Source organism: Nitrosospira sp. Is2, from assembly GCF_033095785.1.
Taxonomy (GTDB): domain Bacteria; phylum Pseudomonadota; class Gammaproteobacteria; order Burkholderiales; family Nitrosomonadaceae; genus Nitrosospira.
Window position 1 is genome coordinate 2,014,308 of record NZ_CP137134.1, and the last position, 20,882, is coordinate 2,035,189.

The following is a 20,882-nucleotide window of genomic DNA, read 5'->3' on the forward strand; positions in this document are numbered from 1 at the left end:
GTAGCTTAGAAAAGAGGGAATTCTCGCCTATTTTTTTCTGAGGGGCTCGTTCGCCATATTTCGCTTTTTTAAGCCCGCAATCTCATCAGCTGGTATCAGCAAGTTTAATGAGATGGCGACAGAGATACTTTCTTAGAGAAGCATGACTTATGGTGCTAGCCAATTTTCGAATACAATGTGCTAGTAACTTCCAATTAAAAGAGCGCATCGGCACATCGGCAGCCTTACCGAGGCCTCGCCGAAGCGGTCCGTTCGCCACCGTAGTGGCGGACGGTATTGGATTGCGTCAAGCAAATACTCTAACGCTGATGTAGTTTTTGCGGGATAGCGTTATAAAAATCTCACCTAGTGGTGCCGGGCAATCTAATATCAAAAAGGTATGCATCCTTCAAAGTCTCACCACTCTCCGGTAAGCTCAACACCACGCTTTCCGCCCGACCTGTCTCTGTTTTCCGATCTGATTCCCCCTTTCTCGCTCCCATAAAGGGGCTCACCAACGTGATAAGCACATATGTCAATCATGAATGAGCGTACTCGCTACCGCGCATTAATTGTTCAGCGCCGCTTGACGCATTATCGGGTTGCTTTTTTTGAAGCACTTCGTAAAGAACTCCGCGAAAGAGACTGTGAATTAAAGCTTGTTTATGGACAGCCTGCACCGAGTGAAGGTGGTAAAGACGATTCGGGAACATTGTCTTGGGGAGAAGGCCTCGAAACGCGCTATTTTTTTGGTGAGAGAATCTGTTGGCAGCCTTTCGGACACAAACTGGCAGAAGTTGACATTGCCGTGCTCAGCTCAGAAAACAAGCTTATCTATAACTTGATTGCCCAATATCTTTATAAACGCCAACGCCTCGCCCTCTGGGGCCACGGGGGTAATCTTCAAGCTGACGCAAATAGTCTTCGGGAGAGATATAAACGTGTTGCCACGAAAAGAGCGGACTGGTGGTTCGGTTATACGAACATTAGCGTGCCATTAATCGAGCAGAGCGGCTTTCCGCGGGAGCGCATCACGGTGTTGGACAACGCTATTGATACCGTCGAGCTTTCGAATATGGTCGGAGGGGTGAAGCAGGAAGCATTGAGGCAGCTGCGGGAAGAGTTGGGATTGAAAAGCGAAAATGTTGGTATATATATCGGTTCGTTTTACGCGGAAAAACGAATCCAATTTATGCTGGACGCAGTAGCTAGAATTCATCATCGCATGCCGGATTTCGAGTTTTTGATAGTAGGCTCAGGATCGGAAAAACATTTAGTCGACCAATTTTGTGCGAAGCATACGTGGGCAAAGTATCTTGGGGTGCGCAAGGGACAAGCCAAAGCAGATGTGCTGGCGTTAGCAAAAGTAATGATCAATCCCGGCGTCGTTGGCTTAAATATCCTTGACTCCTTTGTTGCAGGTGTTCCAATGATAACAACAAGTTGTAGGGGGCACGGTCCGGAAATAGCCTATTTGACTAATGGCGAAAACGGATTGATGACGACGACCTCCTTGGATGATTACGTAGAGGCCGTGTCCAAGCTTCTGGCGGATGAGTCGGCGATCGAATTGCTGACGATCGGCTGCAAAACGAGCGCTCAAAAATATACGGTAGGGAATATGGCACGCAAGTTTGCAGATGGTGTTTTGCGCTGCCTGGAATTACCCACTCTGAGAGGACGATGAGAATGAAGGAACGCATACTCATCGTCCATAATGCCTACAAGCATCGGGGAGGAGAAGACGCCGTTGTTGAGTCTGAAGTCCCGCTATTGCGTTCACATGGCCATATAGTGGAGGTTTACTCTCGCACCAACGACGAAATTACCGACATCCCGTCAATATCGCTTGCGCGGCAAGTGCTCTGGTCAACGCGGACAACACGCGATCTAGCTGGACTGATTGTACAGTTCCGTCCCGATGTCATCCATGCACACAACACCTTTCCCCTGATTTCGCCTTCTCTTTACTGGGCCGCCGCCCGAGCCAAAGTGCCGATCGTGCAGACCCTACACAACTTTCGACTTATCTGCCTAAATGCAGTGTTTCTGCGCGAAGGGAGTGCATGTGAGGACTGTTTGGGCCGCTTACCATGGCGCGGAGTGGCACACGCATGCTTCCGAGGCTCGCGGGCGGCCTCTGCGATGACGACAGGAATGCTGGCACTGCATCGCGGATTGGGTACGTACCGCACCAAGGTAACGCGTTACATTGTGCTAAACGAATTCTGCCGTAAGAAGTTCATCGAAGGTGGATTACCGGAAGATCGCGTCATAGTGAAACCAAATTTTGTAAATTTTCCACCGCCACTCCCCATGCCCCGCCAAGGACTACTGTTCGTTGGGCGCTTGTCGGTAGAAAAAGGGGTGAAAACGTTAGCTAGCGCAGCAGCTTTACTGTCAGAAGTCGATTTGCGTGTCGCTGGTGAGGGCCCCGAAGCTTCAGAATTACGAAGAGTGGAAGGTATTAGACTTTTAGGTCATCTGTCGCCGTCAGATGTGCACCACGAGATGAGCTGTGCCGCGGTACTAGTAGTGCCGAGCATGTCTGAGACCTTTGGCTTGGTTATTCTGGAGGCTTTTGCCACTGGAACCCCGGTTATTGCAAGTCGTATCGAGCCATTTGCCGAACTTGTAGAGAATGGCGAGACCGGCTTGTTATTCGAGCCCGGGAACCCGGTCGACCTGGCTGATAAGATAATGTGGGCGCTGGCACACCCGGAACAGATGATCGCAATGGGTCGGAGGGCTCGCCTTTGCTACGAAGCGCGCTATACTGCCAGTCGTAATTATGAGCGGCTTGTCACCATTTATCGTGATGCGATTGATGAGGTAAAAAAAGCAGCGCATGAATAGTCCGTCTGATAATTTCCGTACATCCTTTAAAGGTCAATCTTCTCAAGCACTGCAAGTGACTGGATTTAATTTGGGAACAGTATCCGCTTCAGGATGGGTAGTAGGAGGTTATCTCAACTAATATTCGATCTCGCTCTAATCTCGAATGGGCCTTTTAAGCCTGTGATGGAGAGCTAAGCAGGTCAGTGGCGGGTATTTTTGGTATTAGAGATATTTGCAACTTTAAAGACATGAGATTGAAACAGGCAAAAATATATCTGATCGCGGGAGCCCGGCCGAATTTCATGAAAATCGCCCCCATCGTACGGGCGCTGCACGCCCATGGCGGCTTTACCTACAGTATCATTCACACGGGTCAACATTACGACCGCGAAATGAATGATGTATTTTTTGAGGAATTGGGCATTCCCGCGCCGGATACCTTTATGGGCGCCGGCGGCGGTAGCCATTCTCAGCAGACCGCCAAAATCATGGTTGCTTTCGAGGAGTTGTGCCAGCGCGATCGGCCCGATGCTGTGGTTGTGGTGGGGGATGTGAATTCTACGTTAGCGTGCGCAATTGTTGCGAAAAAGGCAAATCTTACAGTGGCACACGTCGAAGCCGGGTTGCGTAGCGGCGACATGACCATGCCTGAAGAGATTAATCGTTTGGTTACCGATAGCATCTCTGATTTATTTTTTGTTACAGAACCGAGTGGGGTTGCGCACCTGAAACGCGAGGGCAAGCGAGACGTCGCGATTCACCATGTGGGGCACGTGATGGTGGATAATTTACTGTATCAGGCAAAGAAGTTGGAGCAGGAAGATACTGCCGCGTTTGACACATCCGGTTTCAAAATCGCCACCATGGCGGATGGCGGGCGTTATGGAGTAGTTACCTTGCATCGCCCCAGCAACGTGGATACGGCGTATACGATGACGAAGATATGCGAAGGATTGAAGGAGATTTCGGCTGAGTTACCGTTGATATTTCCGGTACACCCGCGTACGCGAGGAAATCTTGAAAAATTTGGAATCGATCTCGGGCCGAACATCACCCTGGTGGGGCCGCAGGCCTACATGGCGTTTCTCAATCTATGGAAGGATGCCGCTGTCGTGTTAACCGACAGCGGCGGTCTGCAGGAAGAAACCACCGCGCTCGGGGTACCATGTATTACTGTTCGTCAGAACACAGAGCGCCCGGTGACGATAGATGAAGGTTCCAATGTGCTGGCGGGTACTGATCCGGCCCGTATCGTTGCCGAGGTGCGCAAGGTGCTGCGCGGCGAAGGCAAGCAAGGACGTCGCCCGCATCTGTGGGACGGAAAAGCAGCCGAGCGGATTGTGGGGATTCTAGCGAGGGAACTGGGCGTTGACGAAGCCCAGCATTGAATCCTTGGGCGCGTTTTAAAAAAGATGAGATGTGATCGATGAAATCGAGAATAACTATTGGGGTGGAACTTAATTCGCCTCTATGCTCAAATTGGTATCCCTGAGATCTTCATAGCGTATGACCACTATTCTCGTGACGGGCGGAGCGGGCTACATCGGTTCGCATACCTGCGTCGAATTGCTGAACGCGGGTTTTGAAGTTGTCGTTTTCGACAACCTTTGTAATAGTCGTCCCGAGGCCCTGGCGCGGGTGCAGCGGATTACCGGCAAACAGCTCCGCTTGATAAAGGGCGATTGCCGCGATCGCGCTGCGCTGTCTACAGCGCTGCGCGACAGCAGGGCAACATCGGTTATACACTTCGCCGGCCTCAAAGCCGTGGGAGAGTCTGTTACGCAGCCTCTGACTTATTATGATAATAACGTGGTCGGCACACTCCGGCTCCTTGAAGCGATGGGAGACCGCGGAGTGCAAAAACTGGTCTTCAGTTCCTCCGCAACCGTTTATGGTGATCCACAGCGGCTCCCCCTGACTGAGGACCATCCTCTTTCCGCCACCAATCCCTATGGACGAAGCAAATTGATGGTGGAGGAGATTTTACGCGATCTATACCGAAGCGACTCTTCCTGGCGGTTGGCGATACTCCGTTATTTCAACCCGGTGGGGGCACATGCCAGCGGCTTGATCGGAGAGGATCCGCTCGGTACACCCGATAATCTGATGCCATTCGTTGCGCAAGTGGCGGTAGGTCGACGGGATGCCCTAAACGTGTGGGGCAACGATTATCCAACCCCGGATGGAACCGGAGTGCGCGATTACATCCATGTGGTCGATCTGGCCTTGGGCCATCTCAAAGCCTTGCAAGCGCTGGACGCGACGACTGACTCGACCGGGCAACAGTCGACCGGCTGTTTCACTGTAAATCTTGGCACGGGTACGGGTTATAGCGTCCTGGATATGGTGCATGCTTTCGAAAAGGCAAGCGGCAGGCGCGTCCCTTACAGGATTGCTCCGCGCCGCTCTGGTGATATTGCTTCTTGCTACGCGGACCCTAAACTTGCGCATGATTTGCTGGGCTGGCGCGCGGAACGCGGCCTTGAACAAATGTGCGCCGACGCGTGGCGCTGGCAAAGTGCAAATCCTAACGGGTATGAAGACTGAGATAAAAAATGCGATCAAGGTCAGTCTCCCAGTTTTCATTCAAGCCTTAGTGCTGTTTAATTTCCATGCACATAACATCACCTCGCTCTCATTGATGGAATTCACATGCAATCGTTAATTCCTGTGGTGCTATCCGGCGGATCGGGTACGCGCCTTTGGCCTCTTTCCCGCGAAAAGTATCCAAAACAGCTCTTACCCCTGATCGGAAACGATTCCCTTTTGCAGGCGACTGTGCGGCGCATGGAGGGAATGACAGACGTGCAACTCGGAGTACCATTGGTAGTTTGCAACGAGGAATACCGTTTTGTCATCGCTGAGCAGCTGCGGTTGATGGAAACCAAGGGCTCAATAGTGCTTGAACCGGTTGGACGCAACACGGCGCCTGCGCTAACTCTGGCTGCTCTTGCGGCGGTGCGTTCCGGAGATGACCCCGTGCTCCTGGTGATGCCGGCAGACCATGTAATTTCCGATATCGCAACTTTTCAGGCGGCGGTTCGCCAAGGCATGATACTGGCAGAGGAAGGTGTGGTCGTCACTTTTGGCATTACCCCCGATTCGCCCGAGACAGGTTACGGCTATATCCAGGCGGGCGAGCGGATTGGGGCGGGTGAGGCGCGCAACATTGCACGATTTGTGGAGAAACCGGATCGTCCTACCGCGCAGGCTTATCTCGACGAGGGCTCCTATTTTTGGAACAGCGGCTTGTTTATGATGCGAGCCTCTGTGTGGCTTTCGGCCATTGGGTTCTGCCGGCCGGATATTTTGTCGGCATGCCGTGCGGCTTGGGATAGAGGATCGGCTGATGGGGACTTTTTACGCGTGGACAAGGAAGCGTTCATGCGGTGTCCGAGCGACTCGATCGACTATGCGGTGATGGAGCGCATAACCACTAACGACATTAGGTTGCCTAAGGGCGCGTTTATTCCCTTATCGGCGGGATGGTCCGATGTGGGAGCTTGGGATTCGCTGTGGCAGGTACTGCCCAAGGATCATGAGGGCAATGTCACCCAAGGCGATGTGCTGTTACACGACTGCCGCGACACACTCGTCATGGCGGGGCATCGCCTGGTGGCATGCGTGGGAATTAGCAATATGGTAGTGGTTGAAACGCCCGACGCCATTCTCGTGTCCCATATGAGCAATACTCAGCACGTTAAGAAAATCGTTGACAGCCTCAAACGGGAAGGTCGGCCCGAGGGGGAGTTGCATCGTAAGGTCTTCCGGCCCTGGGGTTGGTACGATAGCGTTGATTCCGGTGAGCGGTTCCAGGTAAAACGCATTGTTGTCAAGCCGGGTGCGGCATTATCGCTGCAAATGCATCACCACCGCGCCGAGCACTGGATTGTGGTGCGAGGCACCGCGCAAGTCACTCGTGGTGACACTAGTTATCTTGTATCCGAAAACGAATCGACCTTTATTCCGTTGGGTACGCGCCACCGCTTGGAAAATCCCGGTTGTGTACCCCTTGAGATGATCGAGGTTCAATCGGGCTCCTATCTTGGGGAGGACGATATAGTTCGGTTTGAGGATGTGTATGGGCGGTCAAATTTAGCGTAGAGGCAGCACGTCGGGTCCGTCCACCGCTCTCTGTTGTCCTTCAATCCCATGCTTGTTTAATGGGCCGCCAGACTAGTCTCGGTCAAAGGTTGGACCAGTACTTCACTGCAAACTGCATTGCGAGGACAGAGCCGCTCGTGTCAGTTTTCCAGCATCCGAATTTGGAGCAGAGTAGAGCTCAAAGTCTTCGGTCCATTCTCCTCCTGTATTGTTCGAACTGCTTCGCCTGCGCACCGCTACACCGTCGCATTGCTTCTTCCAGTCCCCAGTCTATCGGGCAACGCAGTTCCGCTTAACACTTTCTTCCAAAGGACGTTGCCTTGGCTGACGATGTGTTTCTGCTAGCCCAAACGGTCTATTGACCGTTTTCCTTGTGAGAGTAGTCTGTGAGAGCATTGAGGCCTCGGGTTTCCCAGCCGTGTTTATGAAGGCTGATTGAAAAAGGCTACTACTGTCACTTGCGTACTTGTTCGAGCCGAACAACACGTACAAGCGGCATTCTGGTAGGAAGAGGCCCCATCGTCGTTCCGGGCAGCGCCCGAGGATGAGCTGATGGATGGATGCTCCTTGCTAGGCCGAACGGTCTATTGACCCTGTTGCAATTGAGAGTAGGCTGTAAGAACGTCGGGGTTCTTTACTTGGAGTCTCGGTGTTTATAAGTGCTTGTAAAATAAGTGAAGTGACTATGCTCACCTGACTTAACCAAGCGATCTTAATGACGCTGTATTTTATGATAGTGTCAGGGTAGTAATGTTTAGACAATTATAAAGGAGGTAAAAAATGATTAAGACTTCTTTGAAGTTAACTGCTGTTGCCGCGATGCTGGCGGGCGCAAGCGTCGGAGCAAACGCCGCGACGACCGATCTTGGTACAGTTGCGCTTGGTACACCCACAACGTTTTCGGGCGTTGTTAGTGGATCCGGTACAAGTATTAACGATCTCTTCACTTTTACTCTGGAGTCGGGCAATACGGCTTCGGGTTACAGCGTCGTGAATATTCCGCTCAGCTTCTCGGGTGGGGAATGGAACACCGCGCTGGCCACGTTGACATTGATGTCAAACGCGGACGGAATCGTGGGTAACTCGGACGACCAGATGCTGGGGACGGCAATCTGGAATCAAGGAAGCAATAGCAACAATTCGCTTCAGTTGTCGTACGACTCAGCCATCAACGGTCCGGCATATATCCAAATTACCGGGGTTACCGACGGTGGTAACGGCGGTATTTATTCCGGCGCAATTGCCGCCATTCCGGAACCGGAAACTTACGCCATGTTGCTCGCTGGTCTGGGGTTGATGGGTGCTGTTGTTCGGCGCAGAAGCAACCGCAAGACCTCGTAAATCGAGCCATGCTCGGGGGGGGGGGCATTGTTTCCCCCCACGGGTGGTAGGAAACGGCGTCCAAAAGAGGCCGTTTTTTATTCCCATCCTATTAACGTTGCGTCCTGTTATGAAAGCGTTAGGTTAGTTATGTGTGACAATTAATGGAGGTAACAAATGATTAAAAATTCGATGAAGCTAACCTTCGTCGCCGCGATGCTGGCTGGCATGAGCGTTGGAGCAAACGCCGCCACAACGGATCTGGGTACATTGAATACTGACCCCACTACGTTTGGCGGTACAGTGTCAGGAACCGGCGTGGCCTTTAGCGATATCTTCACTTTTGACGGTTCGCAGTCGATTGCTTCGAGTTTCTCGGTTGTAGATGTTCCGCTAACCGTAGGTGGTGTAAACTTCGACGGTATACTCACCGGGCTGTCTCTTTTTTCGGCCGGGGCTAACGGAGTCGTAGGTGGGGGTGATGATACGCTGCTGGGATCAAGCGCAGGTACAGGAGCAGGTGACTCTCTTACCTTAAATTATGACCAACCTCTGTCCGGCGCGTCTTTTATCACTGTTACTGGGATATCGAACGGTTCGGCCGGAGCAATCTATGCTGGCGCAATGGCTGCCGCCATTCCGGAACCAGAGACTTATGCCATGTTGCTCGCTGGTCTGGGGCTGATGGGTGCTGTTGTTCGGCGCAGAAGCAACCGCAAGACCTCGTAATTCGACTCATGCTCGGGGGGAGATTGTTTCCCCCCACGGGCAATAAAAAACGGCCTCCAAAAGAGGCCGTTTTTTATTGCCATTGTTCCTCGCTTCCTTTTGCGAAATTCAGTATTCCCCAAAGCCTTCGCCATCGTTCTTTATTTCCATGATAGCTAGTGCAAGCTGAAGTGGTTCGAACGAGCACGTGCGAGAAACGCTCCGCAAATGCTCGCGATTTTTCGATTAGCGGCTGCTGACCAATGCGAGCGAGTTGTTTAAACACAGGTAGGACGGCTTTGCGGCAAGACGATTAAAATATGAAAGCTTACGCAAGCAGAGAATATTGGTAGGCGCGATTGGACTCGAACCAACGACCCCCACCATGTCAAGGTGGTGCTCTAACCAGCTGAGCTACGCGCCTGAAAATACCAAGTCAAATTTTATCTGAAACTGGGCAAGGGTTCAAATTATAATGCCCGTATCCCTTAAAATCGCGGGAAGTAAGACGATTCGTATCTACTTTTCGACATGAAAGTCGACGGGAAGAAAACGCCGGAAATACCAGGCATCCAAAAGCTTGCGGAGGTACATGGAAAAAATCCGGCTGTCGAAGCTGATGTCTCAACGAGGACTGTGTTCCCGCAGAGAAGCAGATAATTACATTCAACGGGGATGGGTGTTCGTGGACGGCGAGCGGATCACTGAGTTAGGTACAAAAATCTGCCCACTGCAGAAGATAACACTCGATAAGGCGGCGCAATCGCAACAGCTGGAACAGGTCACAATACTGCTGAACAAGCCCGTGGGCTACGTATCGGGTCAGCCAGAACCCGGGTATCAGCCGGCAATTAGTCTGATTAGTCAGGGATCCCGCTTCCCGGGGGATCGCGCACCGCAGCGTTTCAATCCCATGCATTTAAGAGGCCTGGCACCGGCAGGCCGCCTGGATATCGATTCCTCGGGACTGCTTGTCTTTACCCAGGACGGCCGTATAGCCAAGCAGTTGATCGGTAAAGGCTCGGAGGTTGAGAAGGAATACCTGGTGCGTGTCGAGGGGAAATTAGCCGTGCAGGGGCTTACTTTATTGAATCACGGTCTGAGCCTGGACGGTGAAGTACTAAAGCAAGCGCGGGTGGTATGGCAAAATAAAGACCAACTGCGATTCATTTTGCGAGAAGGCAAGAAGAGGCAGATTCGCCGCATGTGTGAGCTGGTTGGGCTAAAGGTAACCGGTTTAAAGCGGGTGCGAATTGGAAATGTCAAATTGGGTGAACTGCCCTTAGGGAAATGGCGATTTCTGGGACGAGATGAAGCGTTCTAATCATAATGCGTCAACTGGTCTCTTCATTGAGGGGTAATACATGATTTTAGTTACGGGGGGTGCTGGGTTCATTGGTGCAAATTTTGTTTTAGACTGGTTAGCACAATGCGAGGAAGGCGTGGTCAATCTCGACGTACTCAGTTACGCCGGCAACATGGAAAATCTGGCTACGCTTGCTGAAGATGAGCGACACATCTTCATCAGAGGAGATATCGGAAACTCTGCCTTGGTGAGTGAACTGCTTCAACGCTACCAACCGCGCGCCGTGGTGCATTTTGCGGCCGAGAGCCATGTTGATCGATCCATTCACGGTCCGGAAACCTTCATCCAAACCAACATCGTCGGAACTTTCAGACTCCTCGAAGCCATTCGATTCTACTGGTACGGATTAGACGGAAAACCCAAGCAGGATTTCCGTTTTCTTCATGTATCGACGGATGAAGTGTATGGTTCATTAGCAAAGGGTGAGGCCGCTTTTACGGAAACACATCAGTATCAGCCCAACAGCCCCTACTCGGCGAGTAAAGCCGCCAGCGACCATCTCGCGCGCGCATATCACCATACGTATGGCTTGCCTGTACTTACTACAAATTGTTCTAACAACTACGGTTCATATCAATTCCCGGAAAAACTCATTCCACTCATGATCGTCAATGCGCTAGCCGGCAAGCCCCTGCCGGTGTACGGCGACGGACAGCAGATCCGCGACTGGTTATACGTAAAGGATCATTGCAGCGCCATAGCTCGCGTGTTAGAAGCGGGCGTGCCCGGGGAAATCTACAACATAGGAGGGTGGAACGAAAAACCCAACCTTGAAATCGTGAATAGTATCTGCGGACTTCTGGATGCTTTAAGACCCCAGATCTTCGGATCGTACCGGAGTTTGATCACCTTCGTCGCGGATCGCCCCGGACACGACCGCCGCTATGCGATTGACGCGAGCAAAATCGAGGGTGAACTGGGCTGGAAACCCGTTGAGACTTTTGAAACGGGTATCCGTAAAACTGTTCAGTGGTATCTGGATAATTCTTCCTGGGTCGAAAATGTCCAGTCCGGGGCATACCTGGCCTGGGTTGCGACGCATTATCAAGGACGAGTGGATGAAGATTCTGTTGTTCGGTAAAAGCGGGCAAGTCGGGTGGGAACTACAGCGAAGCCTTGCCCCGCTCGGCGAATTGGTGGCCCTCCATTCCGGTAGCAGCGAACTTTGCGGCAATTTTGAGTACCCTGAGCGGATTGCTCACACGGTTAGAGCGGTGGCCCCGGACGTGATCGTGAATGCTGCCGCTCATACGGCGGTGGACAAGGCTGAAAGCGAGCGTGAGAAAGCGCGCGCCATCAACGCGCATGGGCCTGCCGTGCTGGCCCAAGAGGCGCGCAAACTCGACGCCTGGCTGGTGCACTATTCCAGCGATTACGTGTTCGACGGGAATGGAACTCATCGCTGGCGCGAGACCGATCCAACCGGGCCTTTGAACGTATATGGCTTGACCAAGCTGGAAGCAGAGAAAGCGATTGTCGATTCCGGTTGCCGCCACCTTATCTTTCGTACCAGTTGGGTTTACGCTGCGCGTGGCGGGAACTTCGCAAAAACCATGTTACGCCTGGCTCAGGAACGCGATCGCCTAACCGTTATTGAGGATCAGATCGGTGCGCCGACTGGTGCCGATCTGCTGGCGGACATCACCGCGCACGCCATTCGCGCGGCGGTGCGACAGCGGACTATGGAAGCGGTATCGGGTATCTATCACCTCGTTGCCGCCGGAGAAACTTCATGGCACGGTTACGCGCGCTTCGTACTTGATTACGCACGTCACGCGGGAGTCGTGCTTAAAGTTACGCCAGAGAACGTCGTCGCTGTGCCAACCAGCGCATTTTCCCTGCCTGCCAAACGGCCCCGAAACTCGCGTATGGATACCGGTAAACTTCGTCATACCTTCGATCTGAGCTTGCCGCCTTGGGAAACGGGCGTGGCACGCATGCTCACCGAAATTTTTGAGAGATCAACATGACTCAACGTAAGGGAATCATTTTAGCGGGCGGATCGGGCACGCGGCTCTATCCTGTGACAAAGGCTGTCTCGAAGCAATTGCTGCCCATCTATGATAAGCCGATGATCTACTACCCGCTGAGCACCCTTATGCTCGCGGGTATACGCGACATTCTCATCATTTCCACCCCGCAGGATACCCCGCGTTTTGAGCAGTTGCTGGGAAATGGGAACGAATGGGGGCTCAACCTCCAGTATGCGGTGCAACCCCGGCCTGATGGATTGGCCCATGCGTTTACTATCGGCAAGAATTTCATTGGAAAGGATCCGAGCGCACTGGTGCTGGGCGATAACATCTTTTACGGCCATGATCTGCATCTTCAACTCCGTCGCGCCATGGAAAAGCAGGGGGGCGCAACCATATTCGCTTACCATGTCCAGGACCCAGAGCGTTATGGTGTTGTCGCTTTTGATGCCGCCAACCGGGTTTCTTCGCTCGAAGAAAAGCCCGCACATCCCAAGAGCAACTACGCAGTCACCGGTTTGTACTTCTATGATAACGAAGTGGTGGATATCGCATGCACTCTCAAGCCTTCGGCGCGCGGCGAGCTGGAAATTACCGATGTGAACCGTATTTACCTGGAACGAGGGCAGCTCAATGTCGAAATTATGGGCCGCGGTTACGCATGGCTGGATACGGGAACACACGAAAGCTTAATGGAGGCGAGCAATTTCATCGAAACCATCGAACACCGCCAGGGTCTTAAAGTAGCCTGCCCGGAAGAGATCGCTTATCGTCAGGGCTTTATCAGTAGCGCGCAGCTTGAGAAACTGGCTCAGCCGCTGGGTAAAAACGGCTACGGCCAGTATTTGCTGCGCTTACTTAATGAGCGGATAATTGTATGAATGTGATTTCTACCTCCATTTCCGAGGTGCTGATAATCGAGCCCAGGGTTTTCGGTGATAGCCGCGGTTTTTTCTTTGAAAGCTTCAATCACAAAGATTTCAGCCAAGCCACCGGGCTTAACGTAGAATTCGTACAGGACAATCATAGCCGCTCGGTTAGAGGCGTCCTGAGGGGACTCCACTATCAGATTGGGCAACCCCAGGGCAAACTGGTGCGAGTCGTTCGCGGCGAAGTGTTCGACGTTGCCGTAGATATTCGCAAATCCTCTCCGACATTTGGCAAGTGGGTAGGGGTGGAACTGACTGAAGACAATTATCGTCAGTTGTGGGTGCCGCCAGGTTTTGCCCATGGCTTTTACGTACTGAGCAGCAGCGCCGATTTCCTGTATAAAACGACAGAGTACTATTTCCCCGACCTTGACCGCGGCCTTCTTTGGGAAGACCCCACCATAGCTGTTTCATGGCCGATTCAAGCCGATGCACCGCCCATCATTTCGGCAAAAGATAAAATTGCACCCAAACTGATGGATGCTGAATTATTCGATTGATGGGTGGTCTTTGCTTCAGATTGTCCGGCACCGGGCCACGGAAAAGGCCAGCTGCCCGTTACTGATAAGCCGAGCTGTACGCCTGATATTGCAGACTGGAATAAAATCTTAATTCAACCGATGAACCACATCAAATGAGCATCCGGGATAGCGAAACACCAGCTGGGATTGAGTTTCCCTTGCGTGAAGCTCATAACCTCGTGCGTGACCTCATGACGCCAAACCCATGGATTTACTGGGCTGATTTTCTCTTTCATATATCGTTAGGCTGGATCGTTTTTATCTCCATCCTGTCCATGCCGCTGTTTTCGCTGTGGCAGCTTCCCGGCCTGGTCGTCGCAATGCTCGCTTTTTATCGCGCCGGTATTTTCATTCATGAGCTGGCGCATCTTAAAAAAGGCACATTCAAGTTATTCCGCCTGGTGTGGAATGTCATCTGCGGCATACCGCTACTGATTCCTTCCTTTACCTATGACGGCGTTCACAGCGACCACCACAAGCGCGATGTTTATGGTACGGCCGAGGATGGCGAATATGTCCCGTTTGCAACAATGAAACCCATCGTCATGATTGGTTACGTAATGCTCTCGTTTCTTTTGCCGCTCTTCTTCATTATCCGCTTTCTGTTACTGACTCCGCTGTCTTATCTCATTCCGCCATTGCGCAAATTGGTTTGGGAGCGTGCTTCCTCTCTTACCATCGATATGAATTACAAGCGCGCCGAGAACGCGATTCGCAATGATAAGTACTGGAAGGTGCAAGAATTTGGCGCGTTCCTGTTCGTAACAGCAGCCGTTGCGTGCATTGCCGTGGGTGTTCTCACCTTTAACGCGCTCGTCCTTTGGTACGTAATTGCAATGTTCATCTTTCTCGTAAATTCTTTGCGTACGCTGAGTGCCCACGCTTACCGCAATTCCGGCGACAAACCGATGGAGTTCCATGAGCAGTATCTCGACTCAATCAACGTTCCGGGCAATTTTCTTACCGGCTTATGGGCCCCGGTGGGCTTGCGCTATCATGCCACTCATCACCTTTTCATGAGCCTGCCCTACCACAATCTTGGAGAGGCTCAACGCCGCCTCGCGAATGGGTTGAGCGATAACAGGTTGTATCTAAGCACGATTCGGACAGGGATGTGGGATGCGCTGCAGCGTATCTGGGGCGAGGCTTCTACCGCCAGCCGCACAGTTGGTGCGCCCACCGCCGTCGCGACACCAGTTGACACGGTCGATATGGAAGAAGCCGTTACGCGGCAGCGAAACGTGGGCTAGCGACCGAGGCCGGCTGAGGCGAAGGGGACGACCGAAAGGCTGGGCGCGGCTTGGCACATACAGCGTCCGCTCTTCCCCGCTGCAGACTCAGCCTTGATCGAACGCGCTATTGGCGCTAAACGTGGCTTGCTTGTCGGGCAACCGGTCAGTGCATCTCTTTAAGCAACGTTCTGGCCTCTTCCCGGCTAGGAAAGTTTTTGCCATTGCTCAGCAGTGCCTCCAGTTCTTTACGTGCTTTCGCCTTATCGCCTGATTTGGCCAGCGCGGCGGCGAAATGATAGCGAATCTCCCCGACATCAGGCGCGAGGGAAACTGCCTTTTGCAAGAGCGGGAGCCCTCGTCCAGTATTCCCCTGTTCTATCAGTATCCATCCCAGCGTATCCATGATGGCGGGGTTGTCAGGCGCAATCTGATAAGCCTTTTCCGCATATTCCAGGGCCAGAGGGTTTTTTTCCTGCTGGTATGCGGTGGCAAGGTTGTTCATCGCGGGCATATACTTCGGATTTTGTTGAAGTACAATCTGATATTGCTCTATAGCTGATCTGGTTTGACCATCTGCAAGATACACTTCCCCGAGATACATCCGGAGAGGTACATCGGAAGGGTTCTCCTTCAACCACTGAATTAATCGGGAGTTGGCTTCCTTGCCTCGTCCCGCCTGACTGAGCGATGCGTGCAGTTTCAGCATCAGAGGCTGGTTCTTGCTGATGGCAAACGCGTGTTCATAGGCTTTCGCGGCCAATGCGGGATTTTTTTGCTGCATGAGCAGATCACCTTCCGCGACGTAACCTACCGGAGATTTTTGATGCTGTTTTTGAATCTGCCGCGAGATTGCAATGGCTTTCTCGGTATTCCCCTGGCGGGCTTCAAGCCCCATCTGTGCCAGTTGCGCGTCGAGATAATCCGGTTTTAACGCGCGAGCCTTCTTCAACGCATCGCCCGCGGCCGGGAAGTTCTCCGCCGCGGTATGAATCGCCGCGATTCGGAACTGGACGAGGTGGGAATTCGGCCGTATCGCGGCGAGCCGATTATAAGTCTCCAAAGCGGCGGCTTTATCGTTGTTGGCAAATTGCGCCTGCGCCAGCACATCCAGCACCTCGGGATTGCTGGGATTGGCGCCCTGAAGCTTCTGGCCAAGGGTGAGCGCCTTTTGTTTCTCCCCCACACGGAGATAATGTCCTGCCAGCAGCAGGGAAGGCTCAAGCACATCAGGATTATTCTGGACGGCCCGTTCCAGCCACGAAGTCGCTTCTTTTGTCTGGCCTTGGTTCAATGCGATCGCGGAAAGCGCAGCCATGGCCTGTATATTTTTCTTGTCCTTGGCAAGTATGGCTTCAAAGCGTTTTTTCGCCGCATCGGGTTTATCGTCCCGCAGATCAAGCTGGGCAAGATTGGCTGCCGCCGGGAAGTATGTTGGCTGCAGCGAAAGGGCTTTTTCGAAACTGGAGCGGGCGTTACCGGGATCATTCCTGCTCAGGTAGATACCCCCTTTAATGTTTTGGACCACTGGGTTATCCGGATGCTCTTTCTCAAGCGTTGTTACTGCCTGAAGCGCTTTCTCGGGCTCTTTAAGACGGAGATGGGTCATCACGAGGAGGATGCCAGCCTGAGATGATTTTGGGTCGAGCTTGGTGGCCATTTCCAGTTCAGCTATGGCGCGCGCGTTATCTCCCTGACTCATCTTGCTCGAACTCAGCGCGGTATGAAGCATCGCGCTCTTGGGAGCGATCCTGACTGCTTTCTCAAAATACTCGGTTGCTTTGGAAAACTCCTTGGCCTGCATATAAGCTTCCCCTGCCAGGGCAAATAGCTGAGGATCCTGGTCCACCCCATCTCTGAGTGCCGGGGTCAGGAGAGAGAGGGCTCGCTGCGTATCGCGGTTTTTCAGCAATGCGGTAGCCAGGAGCTTGCGCGCGTATAGATTTCTGGGGTCCTTCTCCAGGTATTGTTTCAAATACTGTTCCGCTTGCGGCAATGAGCCCATGGCGAGTTGCGTGGCTCCAGCAAGCAATACGGTAGGCATGTGCCCAGGCGCTTTGCTGAGTATCTGTTGCAGCGATTCCCATGCGGCCGCGTGGTTGCCCTGGGTAAAATCGAGCAGCGCCTGGGCATAGAGGACCAGCGGACTGCCGGGTGCAATTTTACGGGCAGCTTCGATATCGGCTTTTGCTCCCTCGAACTTTTCCGTGCTGGTCTCAATAAATGCCCTGTTCAAAAAAGCCTGAGCATTATTCGGCTTTAGTTTGACAACCTGGTCGTACGCTGCCAGGGCCGGGTCAACTTTCCCCACGGCGCGGAGCAGGTCACCCTTGAAAAGCCAGGCATCGGCATTTTTCGGGTCGGCGTTCACAGCTTGTTCAGAATATTGAGTTGCCGCGTCGAGATCCTGCTTCGAAAGCGAGTATTGGGCCAAACCCACCAGGGCGTCCGAAAAATCAGGATTACCCTCGAGCGCCCGCCTGAACAGCTCCCTCGCGTCTTCACCCTTGCCAAGCGCGAGTGAAGCTCGCCCTCTCAACGTTAATATTTCCGCAGAAGTCCTCGTTTCAGAAAGGGATTTCGTCTCATCAAGTACCTGTTGAAACTGGCCCAGCTCCAAAAGGGTTTTCCCCAGGTCAGGAACAACCCTCGCAGGGTCAATCCCAAGGTTCAAAGCCCTGCGAAGTTCCTTTTCCGCCGATTGCAGATCACCCGTCTTGCGATAGATCGTACCCAGGAGGTAACGCGTCTCCGGATCGTCCGGGTTTTTTTGCAGAGCGTTTTTAAGCTGGATGATAGCAGCTGAATTGTCCCCTTTTTCCTGGTAGCGCTTTGCATCCGCGACCAAAGTTTGGGGATCTTCCGATTTTCCGCAGCCTGCTATGCTACCGGTAAGCAGAACGGCGGAGATCATGAGTCCCGCCAGATTTTTACTTTTCGCGCCAGCCCTGCTTGAGTTACGCATTCAAATCCTCTTCTCTGTATTAGCGGTTACTTTTAAAAGACCACCCGGACAGATAAGCGCAGGTTTTCAATAGCTCGTCCGGAGTACTAGGAAACTGGATACAACGGGTTGCTTTCTCCCGATAACGGCGAGCGACACCATACCGTTATCGTTCAATTCCGGCTGATGTGTGACAGCCCTCGGCAGTAAAGCGTAGTGATGGCAAAAATCGTCTCGCTGCCTATAATGACGCGGCAGGGCGGAGAGTGGGCAGTGCTTTACTATATCCATGTTTTTCCAAGCAATCAAGGCATTGAAGGAATATAGGTGGGCCGGTTCGACCTCGGCCTTCTTGTTCCTGATCTCGATGTCGGCTGGATCACAGGCGCTACCGTAACTTACGTGGTTTTGCGCGCTACTCCATCTCGCATTCATTACTCGGTATGATATGCTGACACAAACTGTACGGGAACTGCCCTTTGGTACAGTATTTTTTGCAAGAATTCTGGCTGATGATACCGGTGCGCCGGAATTGACGTGCCATTAATTCTAAACGAAGAGGATAAGTATGAGTGTAGTCGCTGTAGTTGGCCTAGGGTATGTTGGTTTACCGCTCGCGGTCGAATTTGGTAAGAAACGGCAGACCATAGGTTACGACCTTTCGCGAACCAAGGTCGAAAGTTACAAACGATACATAGACGCTACTGGAGAAGTGTCCTCCGATGATTTCCGAGCCGCGCGGGAACTTGTTGTAACCAGCGACCCGGCTGAGTTATCTGGCGCCGATTACATTGTTGTTGCTGTTCCAACGCCTGTAGATCTCGCTCATCAACCCGATTTTTCGCCGCTGGTGGGTGCCAGCGAAGCTGTGGGAAAAAATATGAAACGAGGGGCGATCGTGATTTACGAATCCACGGTTTACCCTGGAGCAACCGAGGAAATCTGCATTCCGGTGCTTGAGAAATATTCGGGCATGAAATGGAAAACGGATTTCCACGTCGGGTTTTCCCCTGAACGGATCAACCCGGGCGACAAGCAGCATACGCTTACCCGCATCCTCAAGGTTGTGTCGGGCGACGATGAAGATACGCTGGAGAAGATCGCCGTGCTATACGAAAGCGTAATTACCGCGGGAGTCCACCGCGCATCGAGTATTAAAGTCGCTGAAGCCGCAAAGGTGATCGAAAACACTCAACGAGACCTTAATATCGCATTGATGAACGAATTGGCGATTATTTTCGATAAGCTGGGAATTGACACGCTGGAGGTCCTGCAGGCCGCCGGCACGAAGTGGAACTTTCTTCCCTTTCGGCCAGGCCTGGTCGGGGGGCACTGTATTGGCGTAGATCCGTACTACCTTACCCACAAGGCCGAGATGATCGGCTACATACCGCAAGTCATCCTGGCTGGCCGCCGTATCAACGACAGCATGGCGAAGTTTGTGGCGGAGCAAACAATAAAACACATCATAAAGGCTGATGTGAATGTCAAGGGTGCCCGTGTGAATGTGCTAGGGCTGTCTTTCAAGGAAAATTGTCCTGATCTGAGAAACTCCAAGGTCGCTGACCTGATCAACGAGCTCAAGTCCTACGGCATCGACATTCATGTTCATGACCCTGTGGCAAGCCCTGAAGAGGCTCGCCATGAGTACGGCGTGGAGCTTGAGTCCTGGGAAAGCCTTCCTTGTTCAGATGCGATCATTGTCGCTGTCCCGCACCAGCAATTCGTGGAAAGGCCCCTCAGCGACTTTCAGGCCAAGGTCACTGGCAAAGGCTGCTTTATCGATGTGAAATCTCAGTTTGACTCCAAGGCGCTTCGCGCGGCCGGCTTGAATGTCTGGAGATTGTGATAATCGCGCACTGATATGACCGGATACCAACACACTCTGAAGCACCTGCTAACACGCCAATACCACTGGCTTGTCACGGGAGTCGCCGGTTTTATCGGCTCAAATCTGCTGGAGGCCTTACTCAAGCTAAACCAGAAAGTGACAGGTCTCGATAATTTTTCAACCGGGCACAGGCACAACCTGGGGCAGGTAAAGGAAGCGGTTGGGGATGCGGCCTGGTCCAATTTCAGCTTCATTGAGGGGGATATTTGCGAGCTGGAAACTTGCCGGCAGGCATGCAACGGTGTGGAGTATGTATTACACCAGGCCGCTCTCGGTTCCGTTCCACGATCGATACAAGACCCGATACGAACCAACGACAGCAACATTTCCGGTTTCCTGAACTTATTAGTGGCGGCGCGGGACGCTCCCGTACAGCGCTTCATATATGCGGCATCCAGTTCCACTTACGGCGATCATCCCGGTTTACCCAAGGTGGAGTCGGTTATCGGCCGGCCACTCTCGCCATATGCCGTAACCAAGTACGTCAACGAACTCTATGCCGAGGTATTTGGACGGTGCTACGACGTCGAGTCGGTCGGCTTGCGATATTTCAATGTCTTCGGTCCTCGTCAGGATCCGGATGGGGCCTATGCGGCAGTGATACCCCGCTGGATCGCTGCGCTCGTGCGCAACCAGTCGGTATTCATAAACGGGGATGGTGAAACCAGCAGGGATTTCTGTTACATAGAAAATGTCGTTCAGGCCAATCTCCTTGCAGCTTTGGCGGAAAATCGCGAAGCGGTTAATCAGATCTACAATGTCGCGCTCAATGAACGCACGAGCCTGAATCAACTCTACGGCATGATCCGTGATTTGCTTTTAGACAAGTTTCCCGATCTGGTTAACCACAAGCCGCAGTACGTCGATTTTCGGGAGGGGGACGTCCGGCATTCCCAGGCTGATATTTCCAAGGCTCGCGGAATGCTGGGCTTCGAGCCGACTCATCGTATTGACCAAGGGCTTGAGCAGGCAATGGAATGGTATCTTTCTCATCTTGAGCCTGAAAAAGAAAAACCGGGAAAAACGGCCTGATACGACCGTACGACCCTGATAGAAGTCGCGATTTTAAGAAGTAAGGCG

The 20,882-nt window shown here is 52.6% G+C and carries 16 protein-coding genes and 1 tRNA gene; 15 read left to right on the forward strand and 2 right to left on the reverse strand.

Going from position 1 to position 20,882, the window contains the following annotated elements; all coding sequences use genetic code 11:
* Positions 1–511 precede the first annotated feature (511 nt).
* The 7 genes from R5L00_RS08870 (at position 512) to R5L00_RS08900 (ending at position 8,970) form a co-directional block, all read left to right on the forward strand.
* The gene (locus R5L00_RS08870) at positions 512–1,666 is read left to right on the forward strand and encodes a glycosyltransferase family 4 protein (RefSeq protein ID WP_317650887.1); all 1,155 of its coding nucleotides are present in this window, start codon (positions 512–514) and stop codon (positions 1,664–1,666) included.
* The gene (locus R5L00_RS08875) at positions 1,663–2,835 is read left to right on the forward strand and encodes a glycosyltransferase family 4 protein (RefSeq protein WP_317650894.1); all 1,173 of its coding nucleotides are present in this window, start codon (positions 1,663–1,665) and stop codon (positions 2,833–2,835) included. Before R5L00_RS08870 ends, R5L00_RS08875 begins: the two co-directional genes overlap by 4 nt.
* A 230-nt stretch (positions 2,836–3,065) precedes the next feature.
* Entirely contained in the window at positions 3,066–4,205 is a 1,140-nt protein-coding gene (wecB, locus tag R5L00_RS08880) for a non-hydrolyzing UDP-N-acetylglucosamine 2-epimerase (RefSeq protein WP_107694168.1), read from the forward strand.
* 118 nt (positions 4,206–4,323) lie between these two features.
* Positions 4,324–5,364, forward strand: coding sequence for a UDP-glucose 4-epimerase GalE (galE, locus tag R5L00_RS08885; RefSeq protein WP_317650906.1), 1,041 nt, complete (start codon positions 4,324–4,326; stop codon positions 5,362–5,364).
* Positions 5,365–5,469: 105 nt separating this feature from the next.
* Positions 5,470–6,921, forward strand: coding sequence for a mannose-1-phosphate guanylyltransferase/mannose-6-phosphate isomerase (locus tag R5L00_RS08890; RefSeq protein ID WP_317650910.1), 1,452 nt, complete (start codon positions 5,470–5,472; stop codon positions 6,919–6,921).
* Positions 6,922–7,701: 780 nt separating this feature from the next.
* Complete coding sequence (locus R5L00_RS08895) at positions 7,702–8,262, forward strand: FxDxF family PEP-CTERM protein (protein WP_107694003.1); 561 nt, start codon at positions 7,702–7,704, stop codon at positions 8,260–8,262.
* Positions 8,263–8,418: 156 nt separating this feature from the next.
* On the forward strand, positions 8,419–8,970 hold the full coding sequence (locus tag R5L00_RS08900) for an FxDxF family PEP-CTERM protein (protein ID WP_317650919.1): 552 nt from the start codon (positions 8,419–8,421) through the stop codon (positions 8,968–8,970).
* A 326-nt stretch (positions 8,971–9,296) separates the two neighbouring features.
* On the opposite strand, the gene R5L00_RS08905 is transcribed toward R5L00_RS08900, so the two are convergent.
* Positions 9,297–9,373: transfer RNA gene (locus R5L00_RS08905), tRNA-Val, on the reverse strand.
* Positions 9,374–9,541: 168 nt separating this feature from the next.
* Here R5L00_RS08905 and R5L00_RS08910 point away from each other — a divergent pair.
* From R5L00_RS08910 to R5L00_RS08935, 6 genes are all read left to right on the forward strand, one after another.
* On the forward strand, positions 9,542–10,273 hold the full coding sequence (locus R5L00_RS08910) for a pseudouridine synthase (RefSeq protein ID WP_317650920.1): 732 nt from the start codon (positions 9,542–9,544) through the stop codon (positions 10,271–10,273).
* A 40-nt stretch (positions 10,274–10,313) separates the two neighbouring features.
* Positions 10,314–11,396, forward strand: coding sequence for a dTDP-glucose 4,6-dehydratase (gene rfbB, locus R5L00_RS08915; RefSeq protein ID WP_317650922.1), 1,083 nt, complete (start codon positions 10,314–10,316; stop codon positions 11,394–11,396).
* On the forward strand, positions 11,374–12,285 hold the full coding sequence (gene rfbD / locus R5L00_RS08920) for a dTDP-4-dehydrorhamnose reductase (protein WP_317650923.1): 912 nt from the start codon (positions 11,374–11,376) through the stop codon (positions 12,283–12,285). The genes rfbB and rfbD overlap by 23 nt, the downstream gene beginning before the upstream one ends.
* Positions 12,282–13,169 (forward strand): glucose-1-phosphate thymidylyltransferase RfbA, encoded by an 888-nt coding sequence (gene rfbA / locus R5L00_RS08925; protein ID WP_317650925.1) that lies wholly within the window; start codon positions 12,282–12,284, stop codon positions 13,167–13,169. The genes rfbD and rfbA overlap by 4 nt, the downstream gene beginning before the upstream one ends.
* On the forward strand, positions 13,166–13,717 hold the full coding sequence (gene rfbC, locus R5L00_RS08930; protein WP_317650930.1) for a dTDP-4-dehydrorhamnose 3,5-epimerase: 552 nt from the start codon (positions 13,166–13,168) through the stop codon (positions 13,715–13,717). Before rfbA ends, rfbC begins: the two co-directional genes overlap by 4 nt.
* Positions 13,718–13,851: 134 nt before the next feature.
* The gene (locus R5L00_RS08935; RefSeq protein ID WP_317650936.1) at positions 13,852–14,988 is read left to right on the forward strand and encodes a fatty acid desaturase; all 1,137 of its coding nucleotides are present in this window, start codon (positions 13,852–13,854) and stop codon (positions 14,986–14,988) included.
* Positions 14,989–15,133: 145 nt separating this feature from the next.
* Here the strand turns inward: R5L00_RS08935 and prsT are convergent, their stop codons facing one another.
* Positions 15,134–17,932 (reverse strand): XrtA/PEP-CTERM system TPR-repeat protein PrsT, encoded by a 2,799-nt coding sequence (gene prsT, locus R5L00_RS08940; RefSeq protein ID WP_317650942.1) that lies wholly within the window; start codon positions 17,930–17,932, stop codon positions 15,134–15,136.
* 547 nt (positions 17,933–18,479) lie between these two features.
* Between prsT and R5L00_RS08945 the strand changes: the two genes are divergently transcribed.
* Both R5L00_RS08945 and R5L00_RS08950 read left to right on the forward strand, forming a co-directional pair.
* On the forward strand, positions 18,480–19,760 hold the full coding sequence (locus R5L00_RS08945) for a nucleotide sugar dehydrogenase (protein WP_107694013.1): 1,281 nt from the start codon (positions 18,480–18,482) through the stop codon (positions 19,758–19,760).
* A 15-nt stretch (positions 19,761–19,775) separates the two neighbouring features.
* Positions 19,776–20,834 (forward strand): SDR family oxidoreductase, encoded by a 1,059-nt coding sequence (locus tag R5L00_RS08950; RefSeq protein ID WP_317650952.1) that lies wholly within the window; start codon positions 19,776–19,778, stop codon positions 20,832–20,834.
* Positions 20,835–20,882 lie beyond the last annotated feature (48 nt).